At 59.0% G+C, this 23292-nt stretch carries 23 protein-coding genes and 1 pseudogene; 4 read left to right on the top strand and 20 right to left on the bottom strand.

Annotated elements, in window-relative coordinates; all coding sequences use genetic code 11:
* Positions 1–140 precede the first annotated feature (140 nt).
* Positions 141–494, bottom strand: a complete 354-nt coding sequence (locus AC1MDT_RS10385; RefSeq protein WP_480421932.1) for an aldo/keto reductase — start codon at positions 492–494, stop codon at positions 141–143.
* On the opposite strand from AC1MDT_RS10385, the gene AC1MDT_RS10380 reads away from it, so the two are divergent.
* On the top strand, positions 384–983 hold the full coding sequence (locus AC1MDT_RS10380) for a LysR substrate-binding domain-containing protein (RefSeq protein WP_480422748.1): 600 nt from the start codon (positions 384–386) through the stop codon (positions 981–983). The genes AC1MDT_RS10385 and AC1MDT_RS10380 overlap by 111 nt on opposite strands.
* Before the next feature lie 255 nt (positions 984–1238).
* Here the strand turns inward: AC1MDT_RS10380 and AC1MDT_RS10375 are convergent, their stop codons facing one another.
* The 13 genes from AC1MDT_RS10375 to AC1MDT_RS10315 all read right to left on the bottom strand — a co-directional run bounded on the left by AC1MDT_RS10375 (position 1239) and on the right by AC1MDT_RS10315 (position 14767).
* Positions 1239–1910 carry a tetratricopeptide repeat protein gene (locus AC1MDT_RS10375; RefSeq protein WP_480421931.1) on the bottom strand — a complete coding sequence of 224 codons (672 nt, stop codon included), beginning with the start codon at positions 1908–1910 and terminating at the stop codon, positions 1239–1241.
* Positions 1911–2316: 406 nt separating this feature from the next.
* Complete coding sequence (locus AC1MDT_RS10370; protein WP_480421930.1) at positions 2317–3738, bottom strand: MFS transporter; 1422 nt, start codon at positions 3736–3738, stop codon at positions 2317–2319.
* A 224-nt stretch (positions 3739–3962) separates the two neighbouring features.
* Positions 3963–4670, bottom strand: coding sequence for an SDR family NAD(P)-dependent oxidoreductase (locus tag AC1MDT_RS10365; RefSeq protein ID WP_480421929.1), 708 nt, complete (start codon positions 4668–4670; stop codon positions 3963–3965).
* A 260-nt stretch (positions 4671–4930) separates the two neighbouring features.
* On the bottom strand, positions 4931–6286 hold the full coding sequence (locus tag AC1MDT_RS10360) for an ATP-binding protein (protein ID WP_480421928.1): 1356 nt from the start codon (positions 6284–6286) through the stop codon (positions 4931–4933).
* A complete protein-coding gene (locus tag AC1MDT_RS10355) occupies positions 6262–6927 on the bottom strand; it encodes a response regulator (RefSeq protein WP_480421927.1) in 666 nt (221 codons plus the stop codon). Before AC1MDT_RS10355 ends, AC1MDT_RS10360 begins: the two co-directional genes overlap by 25 nt.
* Positions 6928–7027: 100 nt before the next feature.
* Positions 7028–7465: a hypothetical protein gene (locus tag AC1MDT_RS10350; protein ID WP_480421926.1), complete on the bottom strand. Its 438-nt coding sequence runs from the start codon at positions 7463–7465 to the stop codon at positions 7028–7030.
* A gap of 28 nt (positions 7466–7493) precedes the next feature.
* The gene (locus AC1MDT_RS10345; protein ID WP_480421925.1) at positions 7494–8258 is read right to left on the bottom strand and encodes a COG4705 family protein; all 765 of its coding nucleotides are present in this window, start codon (positions 8256–8258) and stop codon (positions 7494–7496) included.
* Between the two features lie 150 nt (positions 8259–8408).
* Positions 8409–9080, bottom strand: a complete 672-nt coding sequence (locus AC1MDT_RS10340; RefSeq protein WP_480421924.1) for a class I SAM-dependent methyltransferase — start codon at positions 9078–9080, stop codon at positions 8409–8411.
* Positions 9081–9305: 225 nt separating this feature from the next.
* A complete protein-coding gene (locus tag AC1MDT_RS10335; protein WP_480421923.1) occupies positions 9306–10454 on the bottom strand; it encodes an HlyD family secretion protein in 1149 nt (382 codons plus the stop codon).
* Entirely contained in the window at positions 10451–12115 is a 1665-nt protein-coding gene (locus AC1MDT_RS10330; RefSeq protein ID WP_480421922.1) for an MFS transporter, read from the bottom strand. Before AC1MDT_RS10330 ends, AC1MDT_RS10335 begins: the two co-directional genes overlap by 4 nt.
* A gap of 453 nt (positions 12116–12568) precedes the next feature.
* Positions 12569–13171 (bottom strand): NAD(P)H:quinone oxidoreductase, encoded by a 603-nt coding sequence (wrbA, locus tag AC1MDT_RS10325; protein ID WP_480421921.1) that lies wholly within the window; start codon positions 13169–13171, stop codon positions 12569–12571.
* Positions 13172–13602: 431 nt separating this feature from the next.
* Positions 13603–14529, bottom strand: coding sequence for a universal stress protein (locus AC1MDT_RS10320; protein WP_480421920.1), 927 nt, complete (start codon positions 14527–14529; stop codon positions 13603–13605).
* A complete protein-coding gene (locus AC1MDT_RS10315; RefSeq protein WP_480421919.1) occupies positions 14522–14767 on the bottom strand; it encodes a hypothetical protein in 246 nt (81 codons plus the stop codon). The genes AC1MDT_RS10320 and AC1MDT_RS10315 overlap by 8 nt, the downstream gene beginning before the upstream one ends.
* 49 nt (positions 14768–14816) lie before the next feature.
* Here AC1MDT_RS10315 and AC1MDT_RS10310 point away from each other — a divergent pair, with 49 nt between their 5' ends.
* Entirely contained in the window at positions 14817–15740 is a 924-nt protein-coding gene (locus tag AC1MDT_RS10310) for a universal stress protein (protein ID WP_480421918.1), read from the top strand.
* A gap of 53 nt (positions 15741–15793) precedes the next feature.
* On the opposite strand, the gene AC1MDT_RS10305 is transcribed toward AC1MDT_RS10310, so the two are convergent.
* Positions 15794–16357 (bottom strand): N-acetyltransferase family protein, encoded by a 564-nt coding sequence (locus AC1MDT_RS10305; protein ID WP_480421917.1) that lies wholly within the window; start codon positions 16355–16357, stop codon positions 15794–15796.
* A 224-nt stretch (positions 16358–16581) separates the two neighbouring features.
* Between AC1MDT_RS10305 and AC1MDT_RS10300 the strand changes: the two genes are divergently transcribed.
* On the top strand, positions 16582–17502 hold the full coding sequence (locus tag AC1MDT_RS10300) for a universal stress protein (protein ID WP_480421916.1): 921 nt from the start codon (positions 16582–16584) through the stop codon (positions 17500–17502).
* On the opposite strand, the gene AC1MDT_RS10295 is transcribed toward AC1MDT_RS10300, so the two are convergent.
* The 5 genes and pseudogenes from AC1MDT_RS10295 to AC1MDT_RS10275 form a co-directional block, all read right to left on the bottom strand.
* The gene (locus AC1MDT_RS10295) at positions 17492–18475 is read right to left on the bottom strand and encodes a zinc-dependent alcohol dehydrogenase family protein (protein ID WP_480421915.1); all 984 of its coding nucleotides are present in this window, start codon (positions 18473–18475) and stop codon (positions 17492–17494) included. The two genes, AC1MDT_RS10300 and AC1MDT_RS10295, sit on opposite strands and share 11 nt — an antisense overlap.
* Before the next feature lie 24 nt (positions 18476–18499).
* The gene (fnr, locus tag AC1MDT_RS10290) at positions 18500–19243 is read right to left on the bottom strand and encodes a fumarate/nitrate reduction transcriptional regulator Fnr (RefSeq protein WP_480421914.1); all 744 of its coding nucleotides are present in this window, start codon (positions 19241–19243) and stop codon (positions 18500–18502) included.
* 173 nt (positions 19244–19416) lie between these two features.
* A complete protein-coding gene (locus AC1MDT_RS10285; RefSeq protein WP_480421913.1) occupies positions 19417–19842 on the bottom strand; it encodes a potassium channel family protein in 426 nt (141 codons plus the stop codon).
* 28 nt (positions 19843–19870) lie between these two features.
* Positions 19871–21700: an ATP-dependent zinc metalloprotease FtsH gene (gene ftsH / locus AC1MDT_RS10280; RefSeq protein WP_480421912.1), complete on the bottom strand. Its 1830-nt coding sequence runs from the start codon at positions 21698–21700 to the stop codon at positions 19871–19873.
* Between the two features lie 145 nt (positions 21701–21845).
* A pseudogene (locus AC1MDT_RS10275) lies at positions 21846–22049 on the bottom strand (BON domain-containing protein); the annotation flags it as partial.
* 263 nt (positions 22050–22312) lie between these two features.
* Here AC1MDT_RS10275 and AC1MDT_RS10270 point away from each other — a divergent pair.
* Positions 22313–23233: a universal stress protein gene (locus AC1MDT_RS10270; RefSeq protein WP_480421911.1), complete on the top strand. Its 921-nt coding sequence runs from the start codon at positions 22313–22315 to the stop codon at positions 23231–23233.
* The last annotated feature ends 59 nt before the right edge of the window (positions 23234–23292 follow it).

Here is a 23292-nt window from a genome sequence, read left to right as displayed (position 1 = left end):
AGGGGGCGCGGCAGGGGGCGAGAGAAGAGGGGCACGGCCATTGCCACTTGGCAAGTGCTGCAGCCGACCCATAGCCGACAGTTGATTGCCTTATTTCCCAAGCGTCTAGCAACCGGACCTTCGAGACTAGTGTCCGTCGGTCAGTTGCGGTCGATCTGGTGCATGTGCATCTCAGACATGCGCTCGCCATGCACCGTCAATTTGGAGAACTGCTGCTCCATGGCCAACAGGTCGTCGCTTTTCAGCTGAATATTCAGTGCGCCAAGGTTTTCCGTAAGGTGATCGACTCTGCGTGTGCCGGGGATTGGCACGATCCAGGACTTCTGAGCGAGTAACCAGGCAATCGCGACTTGTGCAGGCGTCCCGCCTTTTGCTGTGGCCACATTTCTCAGGATATCCACGACCGGCATGTTCGCTGTCATGTTTTCAGGGAACATGCGTGGGAATGTTCCTCGGAAATCAGTCTTTGGATCGAACCTGGTGCTAGCGTCCATTTCGTCGAGCAACGGTACGACGCCGGGATTCGTTTAGGCGAGCAGGTGGCCAAGGACATGATCGGGGTTCGGATAGGTCCTGACTTTCGGCAGGCCGTGGTCGGATCGCCCTCATACTTCGAGCGGAGGACCAAACCCGTAACGCCTCATGATCTGACAGCCCATATCGGAATTAACTTGCGTCTGCCTACATCCGGAGGGATCTGGTCCTGGCCGTTTGCAAAGAAGGGGCGGGAGGTCAGGGTTCGAGCGGAGGGTCACATGGTTTGCAATACGATCCCTCTAATGCTGGACTTTGCGCTTGCCGGCGTCGGACTTGCTCATCTCCCCGAAGACATCGTTGAACGGCACATCTTGGAGGGCCGTCTGGTACGTGTATTAGACGATTGGTGTCCTACGGTGACCGGCTATCACCTCTACTATCCAAGCCGCAGGCAGCCAAAGCCTGCGTTCAGGATTTTGCTGGACTTGCTGCGTTTAGGTGTTTGATTTGGCATTGAGAAGAGCTAAGCGAGATTCGTCGTCAGCGGGGATGTCCGCTTCTGGCCGTTTCCTGCCGGTCGTGACAAGCAGAAATCGGCCAAAAGCGGCCGGTGGTACGGCCGTAATGAGATTAGGTAGTGATTACAAAACTAGGGGCGATTCACGTTTAAATCGACATTTCGCAAAACCGTGGTCTGCCCCTTATTGGCGGGCGGTAATTTGCTACCTGCGCCCCCTGTATTCCGGAGGACGCGTTTCAGCCTATTGCGATTCGCCGCCAGCGGTAGTCGTCGTGGTTTTCAAGTATTGATCCAGCGGTATCAGCAGATTCTTGGCTTGGCCTAGCTCATCCGAAAGTGTCTGGGCTGTTGTGATCATGTTGGTGGTTAAACCCCTGGTCGCTGCAATGTTACTTTTGGCTTTGTTTGTGGGCGAGTTGTCCATGGTTGCCGACTGTATAAGCAGAGCTAGGCCGAGATTTTTGTCCACCTTCACGCCATCGCCGCGCATATAGAGCATGCCCAGATTACCGACGGCGAGCGCATCGCCTTGCGCTGCTGCCTTGCGATACCACTGATTGGCCTGCGCAAAGTCCACGGCAGTGCCGCGACCGTTTTCATACAGCACACCGAGATTGTATTGCGCGTTGGAGTTGCCTTGCTGCGCAGATTTTTCATACCAACTAATTGCTTGTGTTTCGTCCTTGGCAACCCCGATGCCCTGCTCGTACATTAGAGCCACATTGAACTGGCCATCGGCGTTGCCTGTGTCCGCAACGGTGCTAAATTCCTTAAATGCCAGCGGCAAGTCACCGGCTTGATAGGCCGTAACGCCTTCCTCTAAGCCGGCTTGCGCCGGTCCGCTCAGGAAGCTGAAGATCGTCACGAGCGCTAGGGCTGTGGCGGGGTGAAGTATTCGATTCATCGCTATCATGTGAAAGTCTCTGGTTCGTTGGTGAAGACCGCTGATCTATGATTAACACTTCTAATGACAACCAGAGGCAGACCACGGTTTAGGCTGTTACGGTTTAATCGTAGTCTATCCCTCGATATTACTGCCCTCACATCTCTTTCGCGAAGCTTCTCCGGTCTTACCGGCCACCTCTCGCTACAGCCCAATGCCAAGCCTTCGCCCCCGCAATTCTGCAAGTTGCGACCGGCTGCTTCTGGCCGATTACTGCCTCTCGAGAAAGGCAAATAGCAGCCCAAAGCGGGAGGCGTCTGCAATTGAAAACGTTGTCTGCCCGCGTTCGCCACGCAGCCTTTTTTACGCGAGTGGCAGGGCGCGTGGCGGGAGTCACTGGCCTTACCGGGCGAGTAAGGCGCCCGGCAGGTCATCGTCAGGGACAAGTCTGGCGCGGCACTAACACCGGTGCCGTCGTGCCGGCGCGGCTCCAGAACGCAATGGCAACCGCCACCAGCAACAGCGCGGCCGAGATCAGCAATGCGCTCCGCACGCCGCCCATGACGGCTGCGCCGGTGCCGCTCGCCACGATGGCGCCGAAGATGGCAACCCCGGTCGCGCCGCCCACCTGGCGCGCCGTGTTCAACACGGCCGACGCCGTCCCCGCCTGGTGCCGTTCGACGCTGGACAAGATCGACGTGGTCATGGCCGGCACCGCGAAGCCCATGCCGATCGGGACCAGCGCCAGGCCCGGCAGCATGTCGAGGAAGGTCGCATGGTCCGAGATGCCGAAGATGCCGAGCAGTGCGTAGCCGGAGCAACCGATCAGGCCGCCCCCCACCATGAGCGCGCGCAGTCCGAGGCGCGCCGATAGCCGGCCAACGGCAATGTTAGAAAAGAAGGCCGTCCCGGTCAGTGGCAGAAAGGTCAGGCCGGTCTCCATCACCGTATATCCGCGCACTTTTTGCAGGTAGAAACTGAGCACGAAAATCACGCCGTAATAAGTGAAATTAGCGAGCACGCCAAACAGCACGGCGCCCGAAAAACGCGTGCTGCGGAACAGTGTCAGCGGCAACATCGGCGCCCGCACGCGGCGCTCGACCATCAGGAAGGCGACGCCAGCGACGAGGGCCAGAACAAAGCCGCCTTGCACCACCGGGCTGGAAAAGCCCAGTGCGTGCACCTCGATCACTGCGCCAACAAAGCCGATTAGCGCGAGCACCGACAGCAGCTGGCCCGACAGGTCGAAATGGCGCGACGGTCCCTTGCTCCTCATGCGCGGCACGACGTAATACGTCAAGGCGAAACCGATCACGCAGATCGGCACATTGACCCAGAAAATGCTGCGCCAGCCCGCCGTCGACAGCAGCAGGCCACCGATCACGGGGCCGGCCGCGATCGACACGCCGCCGGCTGCCGTCCACCAGCCGATTGCCTTGGCCAGCATGTTTTTATCGTGGGCATAAGTGGAATTGAGGATGGCCAGCGAACTGGGCACGAGCAGCGCCGCGCCCACCCCTTGCACGGCCCGCGCCACGTTCAGCGCTATCGCCGACGGTGCCAGCGCGCAGGCAATGGAGGCCAGGGTAAACAGGGAGAAGCCGCTCAGGAACACCCGCTTGGAGCCGAATTTATCGCCCATCACGCCGGCCGACAGCAGGAAGGTGGCGAAGCCCAACGTGTAGGCATCGATCACCCACTGCAGGGCGCTGACCCCGGCGCCCAGATCCGCACCCATCTTGGGCAGCGCCACGTTGACGATGGTGACGTCCAGCTGGACGATGATGAAGGCGAAGCTGCTGGCTAGCAGCACCGCCAGTGACGGCTGCTGCGCCGCCGGAGTTGATGTTGTATGCATATTGTTTCCTGTAGATACACTGAAAAATGCCGGCCTGAATTCCAGCAGCGTCGGTGGCGATGCATTTTTCGGCGTTTCAGGGAGGGGGCCGGCGGCGACGATTTGACGTCGAATGCAATCCGTCCGGCAGACAGAAAAGTCAGCGAGATACCAGTGCCGCCGTCACTTTGGAAGTGTCATGTAGAGCCCTTCGCGATCGCGGCAAAGGGCTGCGTTGGTGTCCCTTACCGACCGGCGCTCTGGCCGCCGTCGACGTGCAGGATTTCTCCCGTGATGAACTCTGCCGAATCCAGGAACACGACGGCGCTGGCGACTTCGCTCGCTTCGCCCATGCGACCCAGCGGATGGAAGCCGCCCAGCATGTCGTGGTATTCCACAGGATGCATAGGTGTCTTGGTGACGCCCGGCGCGACGGCGTTCACTCGGATGCCTTGCTTGGCATATTCAATAGCCAGCGCCCTGGTGACGGCGTTCAAGCCACCCTTGGTCATCGCCGCCAGTGCCATATGTGCGCCACTGATGCCGTTGTCGATGCTGGCAGTGACAGTCACCACGTGGCCGCTCGCATGATTTTCCATTTCGGCGATGGCCAGTTTGGTGATGTGATAGAAGCCAGCCATATTCACGTTCATGACGGCGTTGTAGTCGTCGGTGGTGTATTCGGTGAACGGCTTGCCGATGTAGATGCCGGCGTTGTTCACCAGCGTGTCGATCCGGCCAAATCGCGCGACACCTTGCGAAATGACACGCTGGGCGGTCGACGGATCACCGATATCACCCGCTACGGCCAGGATGTTCGGGTCGTCCGAGGGCTTGATCGTACGAGAGGTCGCGACAACGCGGTAATCGAGCTTTCGAAACGCCTTCACGACTTCAGCGCCTATGCCTTGCGATGCGCCGGTGACGACGACAACCTTTTGTGATGCACTCATGCTTTACTCCGAAAAATCAGCTATTCGGGTTCAGGGCCGATCGCGGCACCGGTACCCGGCAGGATCAGTAATTTTCTCGTTACCGATGAGTAAATTTTATGAGTTATGGGGTTTCACTGAAGCGATGGATGTGATGATTTAGGGACAGTCCCTGCGCATTCTTGGCCACCCGCTCTAAATTTCCAGAATCTGTCTCGAACCAGGTGCTCGAGCAGAGTCCCATGATCACCCCAGCGCCGCACTTCGCAGCGCCGGCCGCTTCAACGCTGGCCTGCTTTCAACCAGACCGAGACACAGAGTCCGCTTTTGTTTATCTCGTCCGCGAAGCCCAATCGAACCTGAGCCCCGGTGCGATCTGCTATCGCCTTGACGATGGATAGCCCCAACCCGGACCCTGCTTCATCGGTTCCCACGCTACGGTAAAACGGATCGAACACCCGCGTTTGTTCGTCTTCGGTGACACCGGGTCCCGAGTCCTTGACCTGCAGGAGGATCGTCTCCTGTACCCGCTCTACCGATAGGTCGATTCGTCCACCTGCGGGGGTATAACGGATCGCGTTATCCACCAGATTCCTGACCAGTATTAGCAGGTCGGTTTCGTTGATGATGACCTGCGCGTCCTCAAGACTTTCAACACCAATATCGATGCCCTTACGATCTGCCAGCGGTAATAAATCCTCCAGTACGCGTCGATAGACTTCATGGATTGAAACCGTTGCCTGTGGCCGGTTCGAGGTTGATTGTGCCGTCGCCAGGCTTAACAGTTGATCGATCAGTTTTCTGCCGCGCTCTATTCCCTGGGTCAACGGCAACAGGCGCTCACGCGCTGGCGCCGGCATCGCTGTGGCTGCCAGCCGCTCGGCTTGCAGGGACAGGGCTGTCATGGGCGAACGCAGTTCGTGGGCGGCGTCGGCGACGAAGCGACGCTGGTTTTCCATGGACTGCGCGACGCGTGCCAGCAAGCGATTGATGGCCACGACGAAAGGCCGGATCTCGGTTGGCAGGTGGCGTTCGTCGATCGGGTGCAAGGCCTGTTCATCGCGTCCATCGATTTCAGCCGAGAGGGTCGCAATGGGGCGGAACAGTTTGCGTACCAGATCGCCCACCACGAGCAGCAGCACAGGAAACAGAATGAAAAATGGCAGCAGACTATGCCAGGCGCTTTCGCGGGCCTCCTTGTCGCGTGCGCCGGTTTCCTGGGCGACGACGATGCGTTCGCCGCGGGCTGTGGTTCTGACCAGCACACGAAAGTCTTCGCCAGCGACAGTCAGGGTCGATAAGCCGTCGGCCAGCGTTGTGGGGAAGGGCAGTGGTATCAGGGCGTCATCGTTGCCGATCGCTTTGCTGCCGTCGGCCAGGTATTGCACGATGACCCTGGATTCTTCGTTGTCGCCATCGACCTCGTTACTGGTGGGATAGTGCAGGGGCATCTGCTGCCGATCAAACAGGACGGCCACCTGATGCAACGTAGCGTCCTGCATTTCGTGGGCTTCATCGAATGCCGAGGCGAAAGCAAAAATCCCGGCCACCACCGCTACGATCAGGATGGCCAGCGACAGCGTGACGGACAGCCGTAATTGAACCGAGTCCCTCAAGCGCTTTTTGAAACCATCCATCCCATCCCCCTGACGTTCTTGATGACATGGTTGCCTAACTTGCGCCGTAGCGCGTGAATCAGAAACTCCACCGCGTTGCTTTCCACTTCATTGCCCCAACCGTAGATGCGGTCTTCAAGGTCAGTGCGCGAGAGGATTGCGCCCGGCCGCATCAACAGTGCCTGCAACAGGGCGAACTCGCGACTGGACAATTGGACGTCGCGATTTTCTGCGGTGGTGGCTTGTTTGTAGATCAGGTCCAGCGAAACCACGCCGTTGTCCAGCACCGACAGGGCGCTGCCACCTTTGCGGCGAAGCACGGCGCGCATACGGGCCAGCAGCTCCGCCATGTTGAAGGGTTTGAGCATGTAGTCGTCGGCGCCGCCGTCGAGGCCGCGCAGGCGGTCATCGAGGCTGTCTCGTGCGGTGATGATCAGTAATGGCACCGGGTTGTCTCGGCCGCGAATACTGTCGAGTACATCCAGCCCGTCTTTCCCGGGCAAACCCAGATCCAGCAGCACCAGATCGTAGTGCTGGGTTTCCAGCGTCGCCAGCGCGGTGAGACCGTTTTTTACCCAGTCAGTGGCGTAGCTCGCATCGTTCAGGGCGCCCTGGATGGCATCGCCAATCATCGAGTCGTCTTCGACCAACAATATCCGCATTTCCCGCTCCAGAAAAAAGGCGCGACCGTCATGACCGTCGCGCCTGTATTGAAACACCTGTGCAAGCGTTTGTCCGCTGTGGATCAGCGCTGCCTGGGGATCATGCGGTGCCCTTCAGTGAATCGAAGGCCTTCAACAATTCACTCATCATGGCCTTGCAGTCGTTCTGTTGCGGGTTACTGGCGCGCAGGGCATCGAGTGCGTGGTCAATTGCCTTGTCTACCACATGCCAGTCGCTGGCAGCGCGAGGTTTGATACCGGCTTCGGCGGAGTCCCAGGCGGTCTCCAGATCCTTGATGCGGGTTTTCGCGCCCGGCAGATCATTTTTGTCGACAAGCACGGCAACGTCGGCGGCAATGTTGCGGAACTCGGACAGGTCTCCCAGTTTTGAGCCCGATTGGGTTTGCGTGCTCACCGAACCGGAGCTGGCACCTGCATTGGGCTTGTCGGCAGGTTTCGAACAGCCGGCGGCGATGCTGAGCAAAAAAATCGACGAAACGATGGCGACGTGGCGAATGATGTTTTGAATCTGGCGCATAACGATTCCTTGATGGGCTCTTGAGCGTTTACTGAGTGATTGCTTTGCGATTGCCGGTGCTGATTTGCGCGACCGCAACCAGCAGGACAATGACGCACAGGAAGATGGCACTGGTCCAGGCGGCGCCCATTCCAAGGCCACCGTAGGTTTTGGCCTGGGTCAGCAAGTCGCCGAGGGAGGCGCCGAATGGACGCGTCAGGATGTAGGCGATCCAGAACGTCAACACCATATTGCAGCCCATGCGCCAGGCCACCAGTGTGGCAGCGATCAACGCACCGAAAATCACCGCGCCGAGGGTGAAACCAAGGCCCAGAGCTTCGGTCGCCAGGTCACCGGCGGCGGTGCCAAGGGCAAAGGTGCAAAGCACGGTAGCCCAATAGAACATCTCCCGCCGCGGCGTGATGATTTCACGGATCGACACGTTGTGTTCCACCCGGTACCAGACCAGAAAGTTGAGGGCGAGCAGGGCGGAAAAAACGGCTGTGCTGGTGTACAGGCTGACGTTCAGCATGTCTGTGAGAATGTCGGTAATTTGTGTCCCGACAATGCTCACCAGTACGACGGTCAGCCAGTAGATCCAGGGCGTGTAGGCTTTAGTGCGCAGTTGGCAGAACAGTGCGATGGCCAGCAACGCTGCCATGCCGATACTGGTCCAGCCAGCACCGAAGCCGACATCGACGGCCAGAAAGTCAGCGCCGGTTTCACCCACGGTCGTGGACAAAATCTTGATCACCCAGAATGACAACGTCACTTCAGGTACTTTATTTAGCCAGCCGGCTATTGCGGGTTTCATAGGCGGATAGCCTCTCCTGAGCAGCGCCAAATGTGCGCGTAGGAGAAGGTACGTAACGAAACTTAGCTGAGCCTGAGGGACGGTCTTTTTTCCTCAGACAGGCCGAATCCGGCCAGGCGGTTCGCCTTGTCCGAGCTCATTGACTGAAACTCAACTCCGCTGCTCGGCCACCAACAGCAACGATTGCGGCTCAGGACTTTGCGGGTGCTGCGGCTCCTGCAGGCCGACCAGCCTAAAACCGGCCATGTCCAGGGCATTGAGCCAACTGGACAAGGTGCGCAAGTACCACGGCATGGGCTGCCACTGCCCCTTGAAGCCAGTGAAGGTCTCTTCCCGCCAGCCATCCTGATAATTGCCCGCCGCGACGGTCCACGGATGCAGCGTCTGGATCACCAGCGCGCCGCCAGGGGCGAGCAGGGCGTTCATGGCGGCCAGCAGCGGGATGATGTCCTGCTGCAGCAGAGCGAAGTTGGCGCAGATCAGATCGTAGCCGCAGCCGATGTCCACCTTCGCCTCCACCAACGCTTCATAGCTCGCCAAATGCACCTGCGAAGAGCCCGCCGCCCGCGCGGCCTCGACCAGCGTCGCATCGCCATCCACACCGACCGCCTCGATGCCCCGTTTCGCCAGCGCGCGCAACAGCCAGCCCTCGCCGCAACCCAGGTCAAGCACGCGTTCGGGTTGGCGGCCCAGCACCGCCAGCAGGATTGCCTGGTCGGTGACGTTGAGACGGCTTTCAATGGCGCCGGTGCGAATGGCCTCGATCCAGGATTGGGCGTTGTGGTGCCAGCTTTGGAGAAGGGTGGTTTCAGGGTTAGGCATTTAGATCTCCGGGGCGGTAGATGGATGCAAGGATAGAACACGTGTGGGTGCAGCGGACCTTGTTGTTCTGATCGTCCTTTCGAATGGCAGCGTTAGTCAGGGGGCGGCTTTCCGGGCGTTGAGTATTAGCGTCTATTGTTGCCTTCCCTGCCGGAGAGGCAACGAACTCACCCAATGCTATGGCTGACGTTTACGCCGTACCAGCCAAATCACGCCGATCAATACCTACGGATTTTCGGCGGCGACCGTTTGCGCAGCAGTATCAATGCTCACCACTACCGACATTCCCGGTCGCAGCCGATCCATTTGCTCCTGACCCGGATCAACCGCGATCCGCACCGGCACCCGCTGGGCAATCTTGACGAAGTTGCCGGTGGCATTGTCCGCTTGCAACAGACTGAATTCCGACCCGGTTGCCGGGGAAATCCGTTGCACCCGACCATGAAATTTACGGTGGTTCAGTGCATCCACAGTGAAGCTCGCCGGTTGGTCGACCATTACGTTGTCCATCTGCGTTTCCTTCATGTTGGCGATCACCCACAACTGGTTCGGCACCAACGCCATCAACTGCGCACCCGAGTTGACATAGGCGCCAAGACGCACGCCGATTTGCCCAAGCTGGCCGTCGCGCGGTGCAATGACGCGGGTGTTGGACAAGTCGATCCGCGCCAACTGCACCGCCGCTTCTGCGCTGGCCACCGCGGCTTCCAGGGAGCCTCGATTGACGATCACCGTCTGCAGGTCCTGTCGAGCGATTTCCAGGCTGGCCTGGGCCTGGGCTACCGCCGCAACGGCCTGAGCGTTTGCCGCCAGGGTGACGTCCAGCTCGCGTCTGGACACCGAGCCGTCATTGACCAGCGCTTCGTTGCGTCGTAAATCAGCCTCGCTTTTACGCGCCTGGGCCTGACTGTCAGCAATGGCGGCCTGGCGCAATTTGATGGTCGCCTCAGCGCTGTTGCGTTGCTGCACCACGTTGGCCAGTGCTGCTTTCTGCACCGCCAGTTGCGCCAGGGATTGATCGAGGCGCTGCTTGTAGATCCGGTCATCAAGGCGCACCAGCAGGTCGCCGGCCTTCACAAACTGAAAGTCCTGAACCGGCACTTCGTAGACGTAACCGCTGAGCTGCGGGCCGATGATCGTCACCTGGCCGCGCACCAAGGCGTTTTCCGTGGTCTCGACCGCGCTGCCAAACGGCGGCAGTTGCCAGGCGTACAACACGATCAGTACGCCAACCAGTGCAATTGCCGCGAAACCCATGGAGGAAATGATCCGCACGGGCAACGAACGAGGCTCGGTGGCGGGCGTGGACGGTGGCCCCACGCCTTCAGGGGTGGCAGCGATGGCATTGGTTGTGGTGATGGTCGGTTCGGTCATGAAGAAGAGGCACCGCTGGGTTGTACGGAAGGAGTGGCAGGCGCCGGGGCGACGGCTGTTGTGGTGCTCATCAGCCACAGGGCGCGAATCGAGATCCAGATCATCGTCAGCACGGCAATCACCGCGATCAGCATAAACACATCGTTATAGGCCAGCACATTGGCCTCACGGGTAGCGGCCGTGGCCAGGCTGCGAATACCCTGAAGATTACGCAAGCTGGGGTCGGCGATCAGTGAGCCGACCGCTGAACCGCCGCTCTGCACTCTTGCTTCGACGCGGGGATCGAGCAAGGTCAGATGCTCGACGATGTTGTTGGAGTGAAACTTCTCGCGCACGATCTGGAACGTCCCCAGTAGCGCCGCACCGATCAAGCCGCCGAGGTTCTGACAGATCCCGAACAGTACCGAGAAGCTCACCAGATTGCGTGGGTTGGTCAGCACGTTTCGCGTGCCCAGGACCATGGTCGGGCCGAGGAAAAATGTTCCGCCGAAGGCCAGCAAAAACTGACTGAAGTACAGATTTTCCGGCCGGGTCAGGTTGTTCGAATGGCTGTCCATCACTGAGCCGACGGCCATCAGCGCCAGGGAGATGATCAGCGGCATGAGCAGGTGCTTGGGGTCGATAGTCAGGGCGCTGGTGACAAGGCCGGCGATGCTGCCAACGAACATCACTACGTACAGGCTGTGCAACTGCTGATAGCTCATGTTCAGCGTTTGCATGAAACCCACGGCCCCTGTGGATTGTTCCGAGGTCACCATGCGAATCAAAATAACCGCCAGGGCCAGGCGAATCATCGCACCGCTGCCGAGCCAACGAGTCATCAACATCGGGTTGCTGCGGTTGTGCTCGATGGCCAGCCCGGTGAGGATCAGCGCAATGGACGCCGCCGATGCGACACCGATCCACGGCGCTTCCAGCCACCAGTCGATCCTGCCGAGCGACAGCACGGCACAGAGCAACGCCGCACCGCTGGCGAGAATGACAAAGGTCAGGAAGTCGAGCTTTTCAAAGGTTTTGAAGCGGTCGCCCGGCGGCAACTTGAGCAAGAATACGCAGCCCAGCGACAGCAGTGCCATGCCCAGTTCGAACAGATAGAGCCCGCGCCATTCGGCAATTTGCAGCAGGTCTTCGGAGAATAGCCGGGCCAGCGGCAAGGCCAGCTGCGAAATGCCCAGCCCCAGCACCAAGGCCTTCATCCGCCATTTCGCCGGAAACGCCTGAATCATGTAATACAAGCCCAACGAACTCAGCGCCGCGCCGACCATGCCGTGGGCGGCCCGGACGGCGATTGCCGAGTTCAAGTCGTTGACGAACAAGTGGCCGAAGGTCACCAGGGCATAGAGCACCAAAAACACCTCGGTGAACGCGCGCAGGCCGAACTGCTGACGAAATTTCACCAGCAGCAGGTTCATCGACACGTTGGTCATGACGTAAGCGGCCGGCAGCCAGGCCATTTCGGCAGTTGTCGCGCCGAGGACGCCCTGCAGGTAAGGCAAATTGGCAATCACCAGCGAGTTTCCCAGGCCACCGGTCAATGCCACTAGCAAGCTGACCAGCGCAAAGGCCAAGCGTTTTGGGAGGGGGTGTTCAGGCGTCGAAGGCGAGCCGGGCAGGCTAGGTCTTTCATGGGGTAGCCAGGGGCGTGGGGCGTAGCGATCCATTCAGAGGCCTAGTAAGAGTCGAAACCCGAGTACTGCCAGTAAGCCTGAACTCGGCGGTTCTGACTAGTTTGCACGTGCCAGGTGAATCGCCCCGGATTCGTGAAAAACGGCCCATGGAAAAATCCTCATATCAGATTAGGTGCAGAACCTGACATGAGGAGAAGGGTGAATCAGTGAAAAAGTCGGCTCGGGGCGGGTAATGCTGTTCATTTAAGCGATGTGATCTGCTGTAGGAGCGAGCTTGCTCGCGATGGACGTTAACGATTACGCGCGGCTGCCTGGATGAACACGGCGCCCTGACGTCCATCGCGAGCACGCTCGCTCCTACAAAATCCTTAACTGAACAGCATTAACTCGGGGGGCGACGCGTTTCAATGCCGCACGATTTCACGTCGCGACGCAATGAAAACTGCGAATTCAGAAAACGTTAACAGCGCGAACTACGTGATTGCGTCAACCGGCGAGTTTGTTTGCAAGTTCCGCTACGTGCTTGCCCTGGAAGCGCGCTATGTCCAGTTCATTCTGCGACGGTTGGCGTTTCCCGTCGGCCCCGGCCAGGGTGGTCGCACCATAGGGCGTGCCGCCCGTTATTTCACTCATGTTGGTCAGCCCTGCGCAGGTGTAAGGCACACCCACGATGATCATGCCCTGATGCAACAGTGTGCTGTGGAACGAGGTAATGGTGGTTTCCTGACCACCGTGCTGGGTGCCTGTCGAGGCGAAGACACTGCCGATCTTGCCGACCAGCGCGCCGCTGGCCCATAGGCCTCCGGTCTGATCGAGAAAGGTGCGCATCTGGCCGGCCATGTTGCGAAAGCGGGTCGGCGTGCCAAAGATAATCGCGTCGTAATCGGCCAGCTCGGCAGGTGTCGCCACCGGTGCCTGCTGGTCGAGCTTGACGCCAATGGTGGCGGCCTGCGCAGCCGCAATGGTCTCGGCGACACGCTTGAGCGTCACCTGGGCGCCAGGCACGGCGCGTGCACCCTCGGCTACAGCGTTGGCCATGGTTTCGATGTGGCCGTACATTGAGTAATAGAGAACCAGTACTTTTGCCATGATTGCTTCCTCGATTGAGAGACATTCAATGGATGTGCAGGGACCTCGGGGACGCAATGGCTATTGCCATGTGCCGGCACTGGGCGCGAGCAAAACATCCCATAGGACCTTCGCGGCAGACGGGTACACCCTCTTATAGCCACTCTAAAATTAGTCGTGATCTTAACCACTTGCCTCCTAGCGCCCCAGAAATTTGACCGGCGGCCCGACTCTGGTCACGGTGGAAAGGCAGCTGCCTTGATACAGGTTCATACGAAACTACCGCAGATGGCTCCTGCCTCAGGTATGTGACGCGAAGCCTTCAAAATGCGATCTGCTTGATGGGGTTCAAGATGTGGATGCCATCGCCCTGTTTGGTGGGGCAGGACGATGCCAGCGTCCGCGTTCACCCCATTCTCCGTTGGCGACAATTCGCGGGGCAGATATCTCTGTCAGTCCTCCAGTGCTTCGGGTGAGACCACCCACACGCTGCACGGCATTTTGTATAGCAGGTGTTCCACCGTACTGCCGACCAATCGGCCCATGCCACGATGGCTGACCCGGCCCATGACTATGACGTCAATGTCATAGGCATCGGCGTAACTGGACAGTACCTTTTCCGGGTTGCCCATGATCATGTGCTGGCGCTCCGGCGAGATACCGTTGCGCTCGGCCAGTTCGCGGAAGGCCTCACCCTGGGCATCGAACAAGGTCTTGGCGTTGCCTGAAGAGAAAAACGCCGAAGCATTATCGAAACCGAATTCGTCTGCGCTGATGGATGAAAGGTCATGGGCATAGATCACATCGAGTTCGGCGCTACAGGTGCTCGCCAGTTTTGCGGCCTCGCGCAGAATCCTGTCGTTGAAACCTTCGTATTGGCCATCCCGGTGGAAAGGGTCGACGGCAGCGACGACTCTGCGCGGCAAGGCATGCCGCACATGGCTGACAAAATGCAACGGCACCGGGCATTCGCGCAGCAGATGGATATCGAGGGGTGTGAACATCAGGCGTGACAGCAGCGATTCGTGCTCCAGTGCCTTGATCAGGGCCGTCATCGGCTGTTCTTTGAGGTGAATGAGGATTTCCTGCAAGGGTCTTTCCACCCAGACCACTTCAGTGGTGACGTGCACCCCGATTTTGCGCAAGGGACGGGCCTGGTCGTCGAGCCATTGGCGATGGCGCTCGACATACCCGAGTTGCATCTGCTCCCGCGCTTGTTCGTTGACCATGCCGGCGGTCGCCAGCCCCTCCAGGTAATCGAACGCCACGATGTGCAGTGCCGCGCCTGAAGCCTTGGCCAGTGCGGCGGCCCGGTCGAACGCAGGGCTGTTTTCCATCAGGGGCGAGACGACCAGCATGAAACGTGATTGCTCAGACATGACAACTCTCCCGTCGATCATTGCAGAACCGCTTGTGCTCACAGACAACGCTGCATGTGGGCAGTGGAATCTTGTGCTTATTGTGCTGCTGGTCGAGGGAGGCGGCTTGATTTTTGTCAAACAGGCGGCTGACAGGAAACACCGCCTGACGTGCGGTGAGTCGCGCGCGCCCACCCACGGATTGTTGACCGACGTTGTTGCTGATAAAGATCAAGTCGCCTCCAGCAGGATCGCTCATTCTGGATGTCTGTTCACACCATCCAGATGGCCGCGTGCCGAGGTGCCCCATGTCGCAGACTCAGCGTTTACTGTTAATTGCCCCGCCCGCCATGACCCGCACACCGGCGTTCGACCGTGCCGCGGCGTTGGCGCTCGCGATGCAACTGCCGTTGCACATCGTGGCCTTCGATTACTTGCAGGCCCTGGCGGTGGCTGGCCTGTTCGCCCCTGAACAAATCAATCTGGCCCGTGAAGGGTATTTGCAAACCCATCGGCAATGGCTCGCGGAGCAAGCTGCTTTGATGAGCAAGCACGGTGTCGGGGTCACCAGCGAAGTGGTGTGGGTGCAGCATCCTTACGAGGAAGTCCTGCATTTCGTCAACGAAATGTCGTTGGCGTTGATCATAAAGGATGCCCAGGAAGAATCCGCGTTGAAACGGGTGTTTTTCACACCGCTGGACTGGCAGTTGCTGCGCGATTGTCCAGTGCCGGTGCATCTTGTGGCGAATACACCCCACCCAAGGCCGCGCAATGTGTTGGCGATTGTCGATGTGCTGCGCAGCGAAGAGCAGGACTTGGTGTTTAACGATCAGATTGTCGACGCTGCGGTGAAGCTGGCCGAGCAATGCGTTGCCACGCTTGAACTGGTGCATGTGTATGACTGGGCGGCGGTGTATGCCCAGGATATCGGCTTTGGCGCACTACCAATGGCCACCGGGATTTATGAAGCCTTGGGAACGGCGCAGCGAGAGGCGTTTGCGGCCTTGGCCGAACGGCATGGCGTACCTGTGCAATCCCGGCACTTCATCGAGGGCTCACCGCTGATGTGTATTTGTGATTTTGCCGCTGAGCATCACACCGACGTCATTGTCATGGGGACGGTGCAGCACAATGGTTTGAACAAGCTGTTGGGGACCACCGCCGAACAACTGTTGCACCGGGCGCCTTGCAGCGTGCTGGCGATCAAACCGGGCAGGGCGTTGCAATCCTGAGTATCGAAAGGCCCCGCGATGAACCGTTGGCCGGTGCATCGCAGGGCGATTTTTTACAAGTAGAGGCGGTGAATGACCTGACGGGTGTCATCGGGATCATTGTGTGTCTCAAAGCCCAGGAATTTGGCCAAGTCGCGCATCGGCGCATTACTGGAGGCATCCACCGAATACATCTGGCGAAAACCGTTCCTGCGAGCCGCTTTGATCAAATGATCCATCAGTAGCGTACCCAGGCCCAGGTGCGTCCATTCATCGGCAACCGTCACGGCGCATTCACATTCATGCTCGCCAGTGGCGGCGTAGCGGCTGACACCGATCTCGATCAGTTGGCCGTTGTCGTGGACCAGCGCGATGTAGGCCATGCGCTGTTTGTTATCGGTGTCCATCAATTGGTCGAGCATGGCGGCACCGGGTTCATTGATCTGCGCCAGAAAGCGCATGTGCCGGGATTCGGGGGACAGCCGCTTGATGAAGGCGTATTCACGCTCGCGGTCTTTTTCAGACAGTGGCCGGATCAATATATGGCGGCCATCCTTGAGCGCTTCGATCCAGTATTTTCCGGTGACCGAGGCATAGGCTGCGGCGGCCCGATCATTGTGGTCTTTGACTGTGAGCATGGGGTGATCCTCCATCCGGTTTGAAAGGTTGGCGCGCGGCGACGAACCACACGGATCATTCCTTTCTACGCCGCTGACGGTCCTTGAATTTGATCTGGATCAGAGACCTTGATGTGAGGCGTAGATTTGCGTGTGCTTGATGTAAATCAACCCGTGGGAGGGGGCGAGGAGCGCAGTCTTGAATCTACCGGCGCTTGAGAACTGGTGTCGAACCGAGGTGTGTGATGGGTCAATATCAACGTCTGTTACTGATCGCCGACCAAACCCTGCATCAGTCCCCCGCCATGCTGCGTGCCGTCGCGCTGGCCAAGGCCAGCGGGGCCGCGCTGGATGTACGGGCTTTTGTCGAGCCGGCGCCGGTGGTGCATGTATGGGAGGAAAAAATCGACGAGGCCGGGTATCAGCGCTACCTGCGCCGCCATCGTCGCTGGGTGGCCGAAGAGCTCGAGCGGCTCAGCAGCCTGGGGCTGGAGGTGACGGTCGAAGCCGTGTTCACGACTCATCCACTGCTGGATATTTTAAAGGCGGTCGAAGACCTCAAACCCGACCTGCTGATCAAGGATGTCACCCTGGAGCCCGTGCTCAAGCGGGTGTTCATCACACCGCTCGATTGTCACTTGCTTCGCGAATGCCCAATCCCCGTGCACTTGGTCAACCAGGCCCGTTACGGGTTGCCGCATCGGGTCGTGGCGGCGGTGGACCCGTTTGACCCCTCCACGCAAATCAGCGGGCTGAACGACACCATCATCCAGACTGCCAACGCATTGGCCCTGCAATGCGATGCGCCGTTGCACCTGCTGTACGCCTATGACTTGTCGCCGGCTTTCAATGGTGATGCGCCGCTGGTCAGCGGTGGCTGGGGAGTGGATTTCATCGAGGAACTGCGCGAATCCCTGCACCTGGCTTTTGTCACCCTGGCAGACCGCTACGGTGTGCCGCCGGAGCGACGGCATTTCGTCATGGGCTTGCCGGTGCCGGTGATCAGTGAATTTGTCGAGCAATACCTGGCGGATGTGGTGGTGATGGGGACCGTGCATCGGGTGGGGATCGACCGCTTGATCGGCAGCAACACCGAACGCGCACTGTATTCGGTGCCGGGAAGTATTCTGGCGGTCAAACAGTCAGGTCCCAGTGTCAAGGGGTGAGCACGATCGCCCCTTTGATCTGGCCGGCCCTGAGGCTTGCCAACGCCTGGTTGGCATCTTCCAGTGCGAACACGGTGACATGGCTGTGCACGGGCGTATGACGCAGTTCTTCAAAAAAAGCCGTGCCGTCTGCGCGGGTCAGGTTCGCTACGGAGCGCACGCTGCGCTCGCCCCACAAGAGCCGATAAGGGAAGGCCGGTATGTCGCTCATGTGAATACCGGCGCAAATCACGCAGCCTCCCTTGACGGTAACCGCCAGCGCCTGCGGCACCAGCGCACCGACAGGGGCGAAAATCAGGCTGGCATCGAGCAGGTGCGGCGGCGGCTGATCCGAAGGGCCGGCCCATTCGGCCCCGAGTGATCGGGCATAGGCCTGGCCTTCACTGTCATCCGGCCGAGTGAAGGCATACACCTGCTGCCCGCGCCCGCGCGCGACCTGGATGGCCAAATGTGCCGCCGCCCCAAAGCCATAGAGGCCCAGGTGGCGTGCACCTTTGGCCATTTGCAAGGCCCGAAAGCCGATCAGCCCGGCGCACAACAGCGGTGCGGCTTCGGTGTTGGAGAGTGCTTCAGGAATAGGGAAGCAGAAGCGTTCGTCGGCCACGGTGTACTCGGCGTAACCGCCGTCCAGATGACAACCGGTGAACTGCGCCTGATCACAAAGGTTCTCGCGGCCAGACTCACAAAACGCACACTGACCGCACGTCCAGCCAAGCCAGGGCACGCCCACCCGTTGACCGATCCAGTCGCGTGCGACGTCGGCACCCACCGCCGTCACTTCACCGACGATTTCATGGCCCGGCACACGTGGCAATACCGCTTGTGGCAACTCGCCGTCCACCAGGTGCAGGTCGGTGCGACACACGCCGCAGGCCAGGACTTTGATTAACAGGTGGTGTGCGCCGGGTGTCGGGATAGGGCGTTCTTCCCATTGCAGCGGTTGGCCGGGAATGCGTAGGACCATGGCACGCATGACGATGCTCCAGACGTGCAAGTGTTAGCTGAGGGATCGATGACAGCCCGCGACCAGTTGCTTGAGCCCTTCCATGTTCTGGATTTTGACGTCGCGACCGGCTATTTCCACCAGTCCTTGATCCCGCAGGTGCGCAATGCCCCGGCAGATGGTTTCCAGACGCAGCCCCAGGTAGGAGCCAATTTCTTCGCGACGCATTTTCAGCACGAAGTCCCTGGATGAATAGCCTCGGATACTGAAACGCTGCGACAGGTTCAGCAAAAAAGCCGCCAGCCGCTCGTCCGAGTTCATGTTGCCCATCAACATCAACATGTTGTGATCACGCACGATTTCACGACTCAGGAGCTTGTTAAGGTTGTGCTGCAGTGACGGCAGGCTCTGGGCGAGTTTCTCCAGTTGCGCAAAGTGGATGGGGCAGACTTCGCTGTCCTCAAGGGCAATCGCATTGCAGGCGTGTTCTTCGGCACTGATGGCGTCCAGACCGAGCATCTCGCCGGGTATGTGAAAGCCGGTGACCTGTTCACGCCCATCGACTGACATCATGCTGGTCTTGAATGAGCCGATACGGACCGCGTAAAGCGAGCGCAACGGATCGCCAGTGCGGTACAGCGCTGCACCTTTTTTAACCTTGAAGCGTTGCACGATCAGCGTGTCCAGGCGTTCTACCTCCTTCCCGGTCAGACCAATCGGCAGACACAACTCCAATACACTGCAGTTGGAGCATGCAGCCTTGAGGTAATGAACTTGAAAGGGACGAGTTTCAGGCATGGAATATGACACCATCTGGGGATGCAATAAGCATAGGTGGTGGGTCTTCGGACACGCATCTCATTAGGGGATTTGCCGGAGTTATGGACGAACGGCGCAAGCCCGCCTCGGGCAGAATCAGTGAGGACGAGCTGTCGGCCCTCCTGTATGGCTATGGCGAAAAAGTGATGTCACTATTTGCTCTTCCAGTATCGTTGCATTTCGAGAAACAGAAACGAGGCGGTCCAGGAAATGAGCACCAGGCCGGTCAGCGCCTGGAGCCCGGTCAGGTACTTCAGGTTGCCCACGGGGGAAATATCGCCAAAGCCGATGGTCGTGTACGTGGTGAAGGAAAAGTACACGCAGTCCATGAATGTGCCATCGAAGGTGCCTGTCAGGCGGCCCCATTCGCCGGAGCGTGACATCAGGTAGTAGACCAGCGCGAAGCACCAGACTTCCATGGCGTGGGCCAGCAGTGCGCCGAACACCCCGACAACGATCCTGAACCGGCTCCAGATTTTGAGCATCGGTAGCCAGTCGTTCAGGCGTGACAGGCATTCATAGTGGATCACCACGACGACGATCACTACCAGGGTGTTGATCAGCGTGACGGCCAGCATGGCGAACCTCCAGCGATAATGGGTGGCGTCACGGTGAAATGAGGGCTATCGGGGCACTTTGCATCGGCTTGAGCGGCGCAAACTCCTCGGGTGTCAGGTTTTCTTTTTCGAGCAAAAGACGGGCCCCCGCATCCAGATCGGCCCGCAGACCCTCGAGCAAGGTCTTGGCTCGTTCGTAGGCTTCATCGAGCAGAGCACGAATACCCAGGTCGACTTCCCTGGCCGTTTGTTCCGAATAATCTTTATCACCGCCCCCCGACAGTCGCTCGCCCAGGTAAGTCGCGGTTTGCCGCTCCAGCACCGACTGGCCAAGCTCGGCACTCATGCCGAACCGGGTGATCAATTGACGGGCGATATCAGTGGCACGGGCCAGGTCATCGGCAGCCCCGGTAGAAATCTGGCCATAAGCAAGGTATTCGGCGGCGCGTCCGGCCATCAGGACGACTATCCGGTCCTTGAGCATTTGGCAGCTGATGAGGAAGTGATCCTCGGTCGGCCGCTGCAACGTATACCCCAACGAGCCGATGGCGCGAGGGACGATCGAGACTTTGTGCACGGGGTCCATGCCCGGCAGATGGCTTGCGGCCAAGGCATGTCCCATCTCGTGATAGGCCACTACCTGACGCTCGTCAGGACGCAGCAGGCTGCTCTTGCGTTCAACCCCCGCGACGAGTCGCTCCACCGCCGCCGTGAAATCGTCGAGGTTGACCGCTGCGGCACTGCGCCGGGTGGCGACAATGGCGGCTTCGTTGACCAGGTTGGCCAGGTCAGCGCCCGTGAAACCGGTGGTGATCTCGGCAATACGCTCGCCGTCGAGGCCAGGTTCCACGGTGATTTTTTGAAGATGAACCTTAATGATCGCCGCTCGACCTTTGCGATCAGGACGATCGATCAGCACTTGCCGGTCAATCCGTCCGGCGCGTAGCAGCGCCGGGTCGAGAATCTCGGGCCGATTGGTCGCGGCCAGCAAGACAACACCTTCACGGGGATCAAATCCGTCCAGCTCTGCCAGCAGCTGATTGAGGGTCTGCTCTTTTTCGTCGTTACCACCAAACGCGCCGACCCCACGCATTTTGCCCAGGGCATCCAGTTCATCGATGAAGATGATGCAGGGCGCTGCCTGCCGTGCCTGTTCGAACAGGTCGTGCACGCGGGCGGCGCCGACGCCGACGAACATTTCGACAAACTCGGAACCCGAGATCGAGAAAAAAGGCACACCGGCTTCACCGGCGATGGCTTTAGCCACCAGCGTCTTGCCGGTGCCAGGCGGACCGACCAGCAACGTCCCCTTGGGAATGTGCGCGCCCAAGCGAGCATATTTAGCCCTGTCCTTGAGGAAGGAGACGATTTCCACCAGCTCGGCCTTGGCTTCATCAATTCCGGCGACATCGGCGAACGTCACCCCGGTATCGCGCTCGACGAACACTTTGGCCCGGGACTTGCCGATGCTCATCAACCCACCCATCCCTTGTTTTTCCGCCAGCCCACGAAACAGGTAATGCCAGATCACCATGATCAGCATAAAGGGCAGCAGCAAGCCCAACAGTCCACTCAGAAAAGTGTTTTCGGTGACCCCGGTAAAGCCGACACCGGATTGAACCAGATCCGTCGCCAGCGCCGGATCGACCCGCACTGTCGAGAACTGGGTGTGCCCCTCGATAGGCTCTTGTAATTTGCCGCTGATCTGATCCTTCTCGACCCGCAAATCGCTGACCTTTTGCTCCTTCAGCAGTTGTAGGAACTGACTGTATGGAATGCTCTGCACCGCACCACGTTCGACAAACAAAAATTGAGCGAGGGTGAACACGACAAACGCGATCGCGAAGTACGATAGATTCCATTGGTGATTCTTTTTCATGTTCGTGGCTCGACAAGGGACACGGGCCGGGCAGGCAGCCTGTTGATCCCCTGGGAAACCGCCGGTTCCCCAAGGTTTTTGGCTCAAGCAAGCAGCAAATGGTCTTCCACTTTACTCACGCGTGGCACCGACCACGCTGCCCGTTGACCTCAATTTCTTCGCCAAGCGCACGTACGCCTTTGATGCCTTTTACCGCGCGTTCTGCGCTGATTTTCTGAGCATAGCTGCTGACGTGGCCGCAGAGGGTGACGACGCCGTTGTCCACGGTCACACCGATGTTGGCGGCGTCGATTTCAGGCTGGAATTCAAGTTCTTCCAAAATGGTTTTACGCAGACTCAAATCGCTCATGACGCTGTCCTCTGACTGATTCGGCTTTGCGACGGACCGTGAGTGCCCGTCCGTGTTTTCTACGCCTGATCGCCGAAAAATCATTGAGCTATATCAACAATGCCTCTGTAAACCTGCCGTCATTTGGCGTGCTGAGCGAAAGCCCCATTAGTTGACAAAAATCAGAGCCCTCACTCGACAAGTAGGGAGTAATTGCATGAGGCCTGGACAGGAAGTCGGGGTTGTAGTCAGGCAGGTAAAGCGTTCCCAGGACGAGGTATGAGATGGTGAAGCTCAAACGAATTCTATTGATTGCGTCTACCGAAATGATCCGCACCCCGGCGTTTGACCGAGCGCAGGCGTTGGCTTGTGCAACCGGTGCGGTGCTGCACATTGTCTCGTTCGATTATGTGCAGGCACTGGCGGTCGCCGGCCTGTTTAACCACGATGCGATGGCCCAGGCGCGGGAAGGCTATTTGCAGGTGCATCGACACTGGCTGGAGCAGCAAGCGCGGTTTCAACGGTGCATCGGTTTGCAGGTGAGCACTGAAGTGGTCTGGGCCAAGTCGACCCCGGCGCACGTGCTCGAATACGTCAATGATTTCCATGCCGACCTGGTGATCAAGGACACCCATCATGTGCCGGCACTCGACCGCGCCTTTCACCGTCCGATTGACTGGCTGTTGTTGCGTGACTGTCCGGCCCCGTTGCATCTGGTAACCGACGCCAGACAGCCAAAGCCGTTGAAAATTCTCGCGGCCATCGATTTGTCTCATCTGGAGCAGCTCAGTCATGGGCTGAATGAGCGGATTCTCGACCTGGCCTCAACGTTGGCGGCCGCTTGTGGTTCCGCTTTGCATGTACTCAACGTCAGCAGTTGGTCAGTCCTGGGGGACAGTGACGTCAGTGTGCCGACGCTGAGCCTGGACGTCAGTCTGAGAGAAGCGGTCAACGATGCTCAGGAAGAGGCTTTTGAGGGGCTTGCCGAACGCTATGGCATTGAGAAAAAACGTCGACATTTACTGACCGGGATCCCCCACCAGATGATCGGACTTTTCGCCCGACAGAATGCCTTCGACATGGTGGTGCTGGGCACGAGCTATCATCATGGGATCGACCGTTTCATCGGCAGTACCGCCGAGAGCGTGTTGAACCGAGCACCGTGCAGCTTGACGATCGTCAAGCCATTGTCCAGGTTCAACTGAGAAGGCCACGGCCCCCAATGCCTCGGACGTATTGCGCCGGCGCATCAGGAGCCGGGTTG

The organism is Pseudomonas sp. ASL7 (assembly GCF_056680375.1).
The sequence above is the reverse complement of the archived record's forward strand: the minus strand, read 5'-3'. Positions and strand labels throughout refer to the sequence as shown.

What these genes read in the sequence shown, in the direction of transcription:
- AC1MDT_RS10385 (WP_480421932.1), bottom strand. Translation starts at nt 494, where the DNA reads ATGGACGCTAGCACCAGGTTCGATCCAAAGACTGATTTCCGAGGAACA.
- AC1MDT_RS10375 (WP_480421931.1), bottom strand. Translation starts at nt 1,910, where the DNA reads ATGATAGCGATGAATCGAATACTTCACCCCGCCACAGCCCTAGCGCTC.
- AC1MDT_RS10370 (WP_480421930.1), bottom strand. Translation starts at nt 3,738, where the DNA reads ATGCATACAACATCAACTCCGGCGGCGCAGCAGCCGTCACTGGCGGTG.
- AC1MDT_RS10365 (WP_480421929.1), bottom strand. Translation starts at nt 4,670, where the DNA reads ATGAGTGCATCACAAAAGGTTGTCGTCGTCACCGGCGCATCGCAAGGC.
- AC1MDT_RS10360 (WP_480421928.1), bottom strand. Translation starts at nt 6,286, where the DNA reads ATGGATGGTTTCAAAAAGCGCTTGAGGGACTCGGTTCAATTACGGCTG.
- AC1MDT_RS10355 (WP_480421927.1), bottom strand. Translation starts at nt 6,927, where the DNA reads ATGCGGATATTGTTGGTCGAAGACGACTCGATGATTGGCGATGCCATC.
- AC1MDT_RS10350 (WP_480421926.1), bottom strand. Translation starts at nt 7,465, where the DNA reads ATGCGCCAGATTCAAAACATCATTCGCCACGTCGCCATCGTTTCGTCG.
- AC1MDT_RS10345 (WP_480421925.1), bottom strand. Translation starts at nt 8,258, where the DNA reads ATGAAACCCGCAATAGCCGGCTGGCTAAATAAAGTACCTGAAGTGACG.
- AC1MDT_RS10340 (WP_480421924.1), bottom strand. Translation starts at nt 9,080, where the DNA reads ATGCCTAACCCTGAAACCACCCTTCTCCAAAGCTGGCACCACAACGCC.
- AC1MDT_RS10335 (WP_480421923.1), bottom strand. Translation starts at nt 10,454, where the DNA reads ATGACCGAACCGACCATCACCACAACCAATGCCATCGCTGCCACCCCT.
- AC1MDT_RS10330 (WP_480421922.1), bottom strand. Translation starts at nt 12,115, where the DNA reads ATGGATCGCTACGCCCCACGCCCCTGGCTACCCCATGAAAGACCTAGC.
- wrbA (WP_480421921.1), bottom strand. Translation starts at nt 13,171, where the DNA reads ATGGCAAAAGTACTGGTTCTCTATTACTCAATGTACGGCCACATCGAA.
- AC1MDT_RS10320 (WP_480421920.1), bottom strand. Translation starts at nt 14,529, where the DNA reads ATGTCTGAGCAATCACGTTTCATGCTGGTCGTCTCGCCCCTGATGGAA.
- AC1MDT_RS10315 (WP_480421919.1), bottom strand. Translation starts at nt 14,767, where the DNA reads ATGAGCGATCCTGCTGGAGGCGACTTGATCTTTATCAGCAACAACGTC.
- AC1MDT_RS10310 (WP_480421918.1), top strand. Translation starts at nt 14,817, where the DNA reads ATGTCGCAGACTCAGCGTTTACTGTTAATTGCCCCGCCCGCCATGACC.
- AC1MDT_RS10305 (WP_480421917.1), bottom strand. Translation starts at nt 16,357, where the DNA reads ATGCTCACAGTCAAAGACCACAATGATCGGGCCGCCGCAGCCTATGCC.
- AC1MDT_RS10300 (WP_480421916.1), top strand. Translation starts at nt 16,582, where the DNA reads ATGGGTCAATATCAACGTCTGTTACTGATCGCCGACCAAACCCTGCAT.
- AC1MDT_RS10295 (WP_480421915.1), bottom strand. Translation starts at nt 18,475, where the DNA reads ATGCGTGCCATGGTCCTACGCATTCCCGGCCAACCGCTGCAATGGGAA.
- fnr (WP_480421914.1), bottom strand. Translation starts at nt 19,243, where the DNA reads ATGCCTGAAACTCGTCCCTTTCAAGTTCATTACCTCAAGGCTGCATGC.
- AC1MDT_RS10285 (WP_480421913.1), bottom strand. Translation starts at nt 19,842, where the DNA reads ATGCTGGCCGTCACGCTGATCAACACCCTGGTAGTGATCGTCGTCGTG.
- ftsH (WP_480421912.1), bottom strand. Translation starts at nt 21,700, where the DNA reads ATGAAAAAGAATCACCAATGGAATCTATCGTACTTCGCGATCGCGTTT.
- AC1MDT_RS10270 (WP_480421911.1), top strand. Translation starts at nt 22,313, where the DNA reads ATGGTGAAGCTCAAACGAATTCTATTGATTGCGTCTACCGAAATGATC.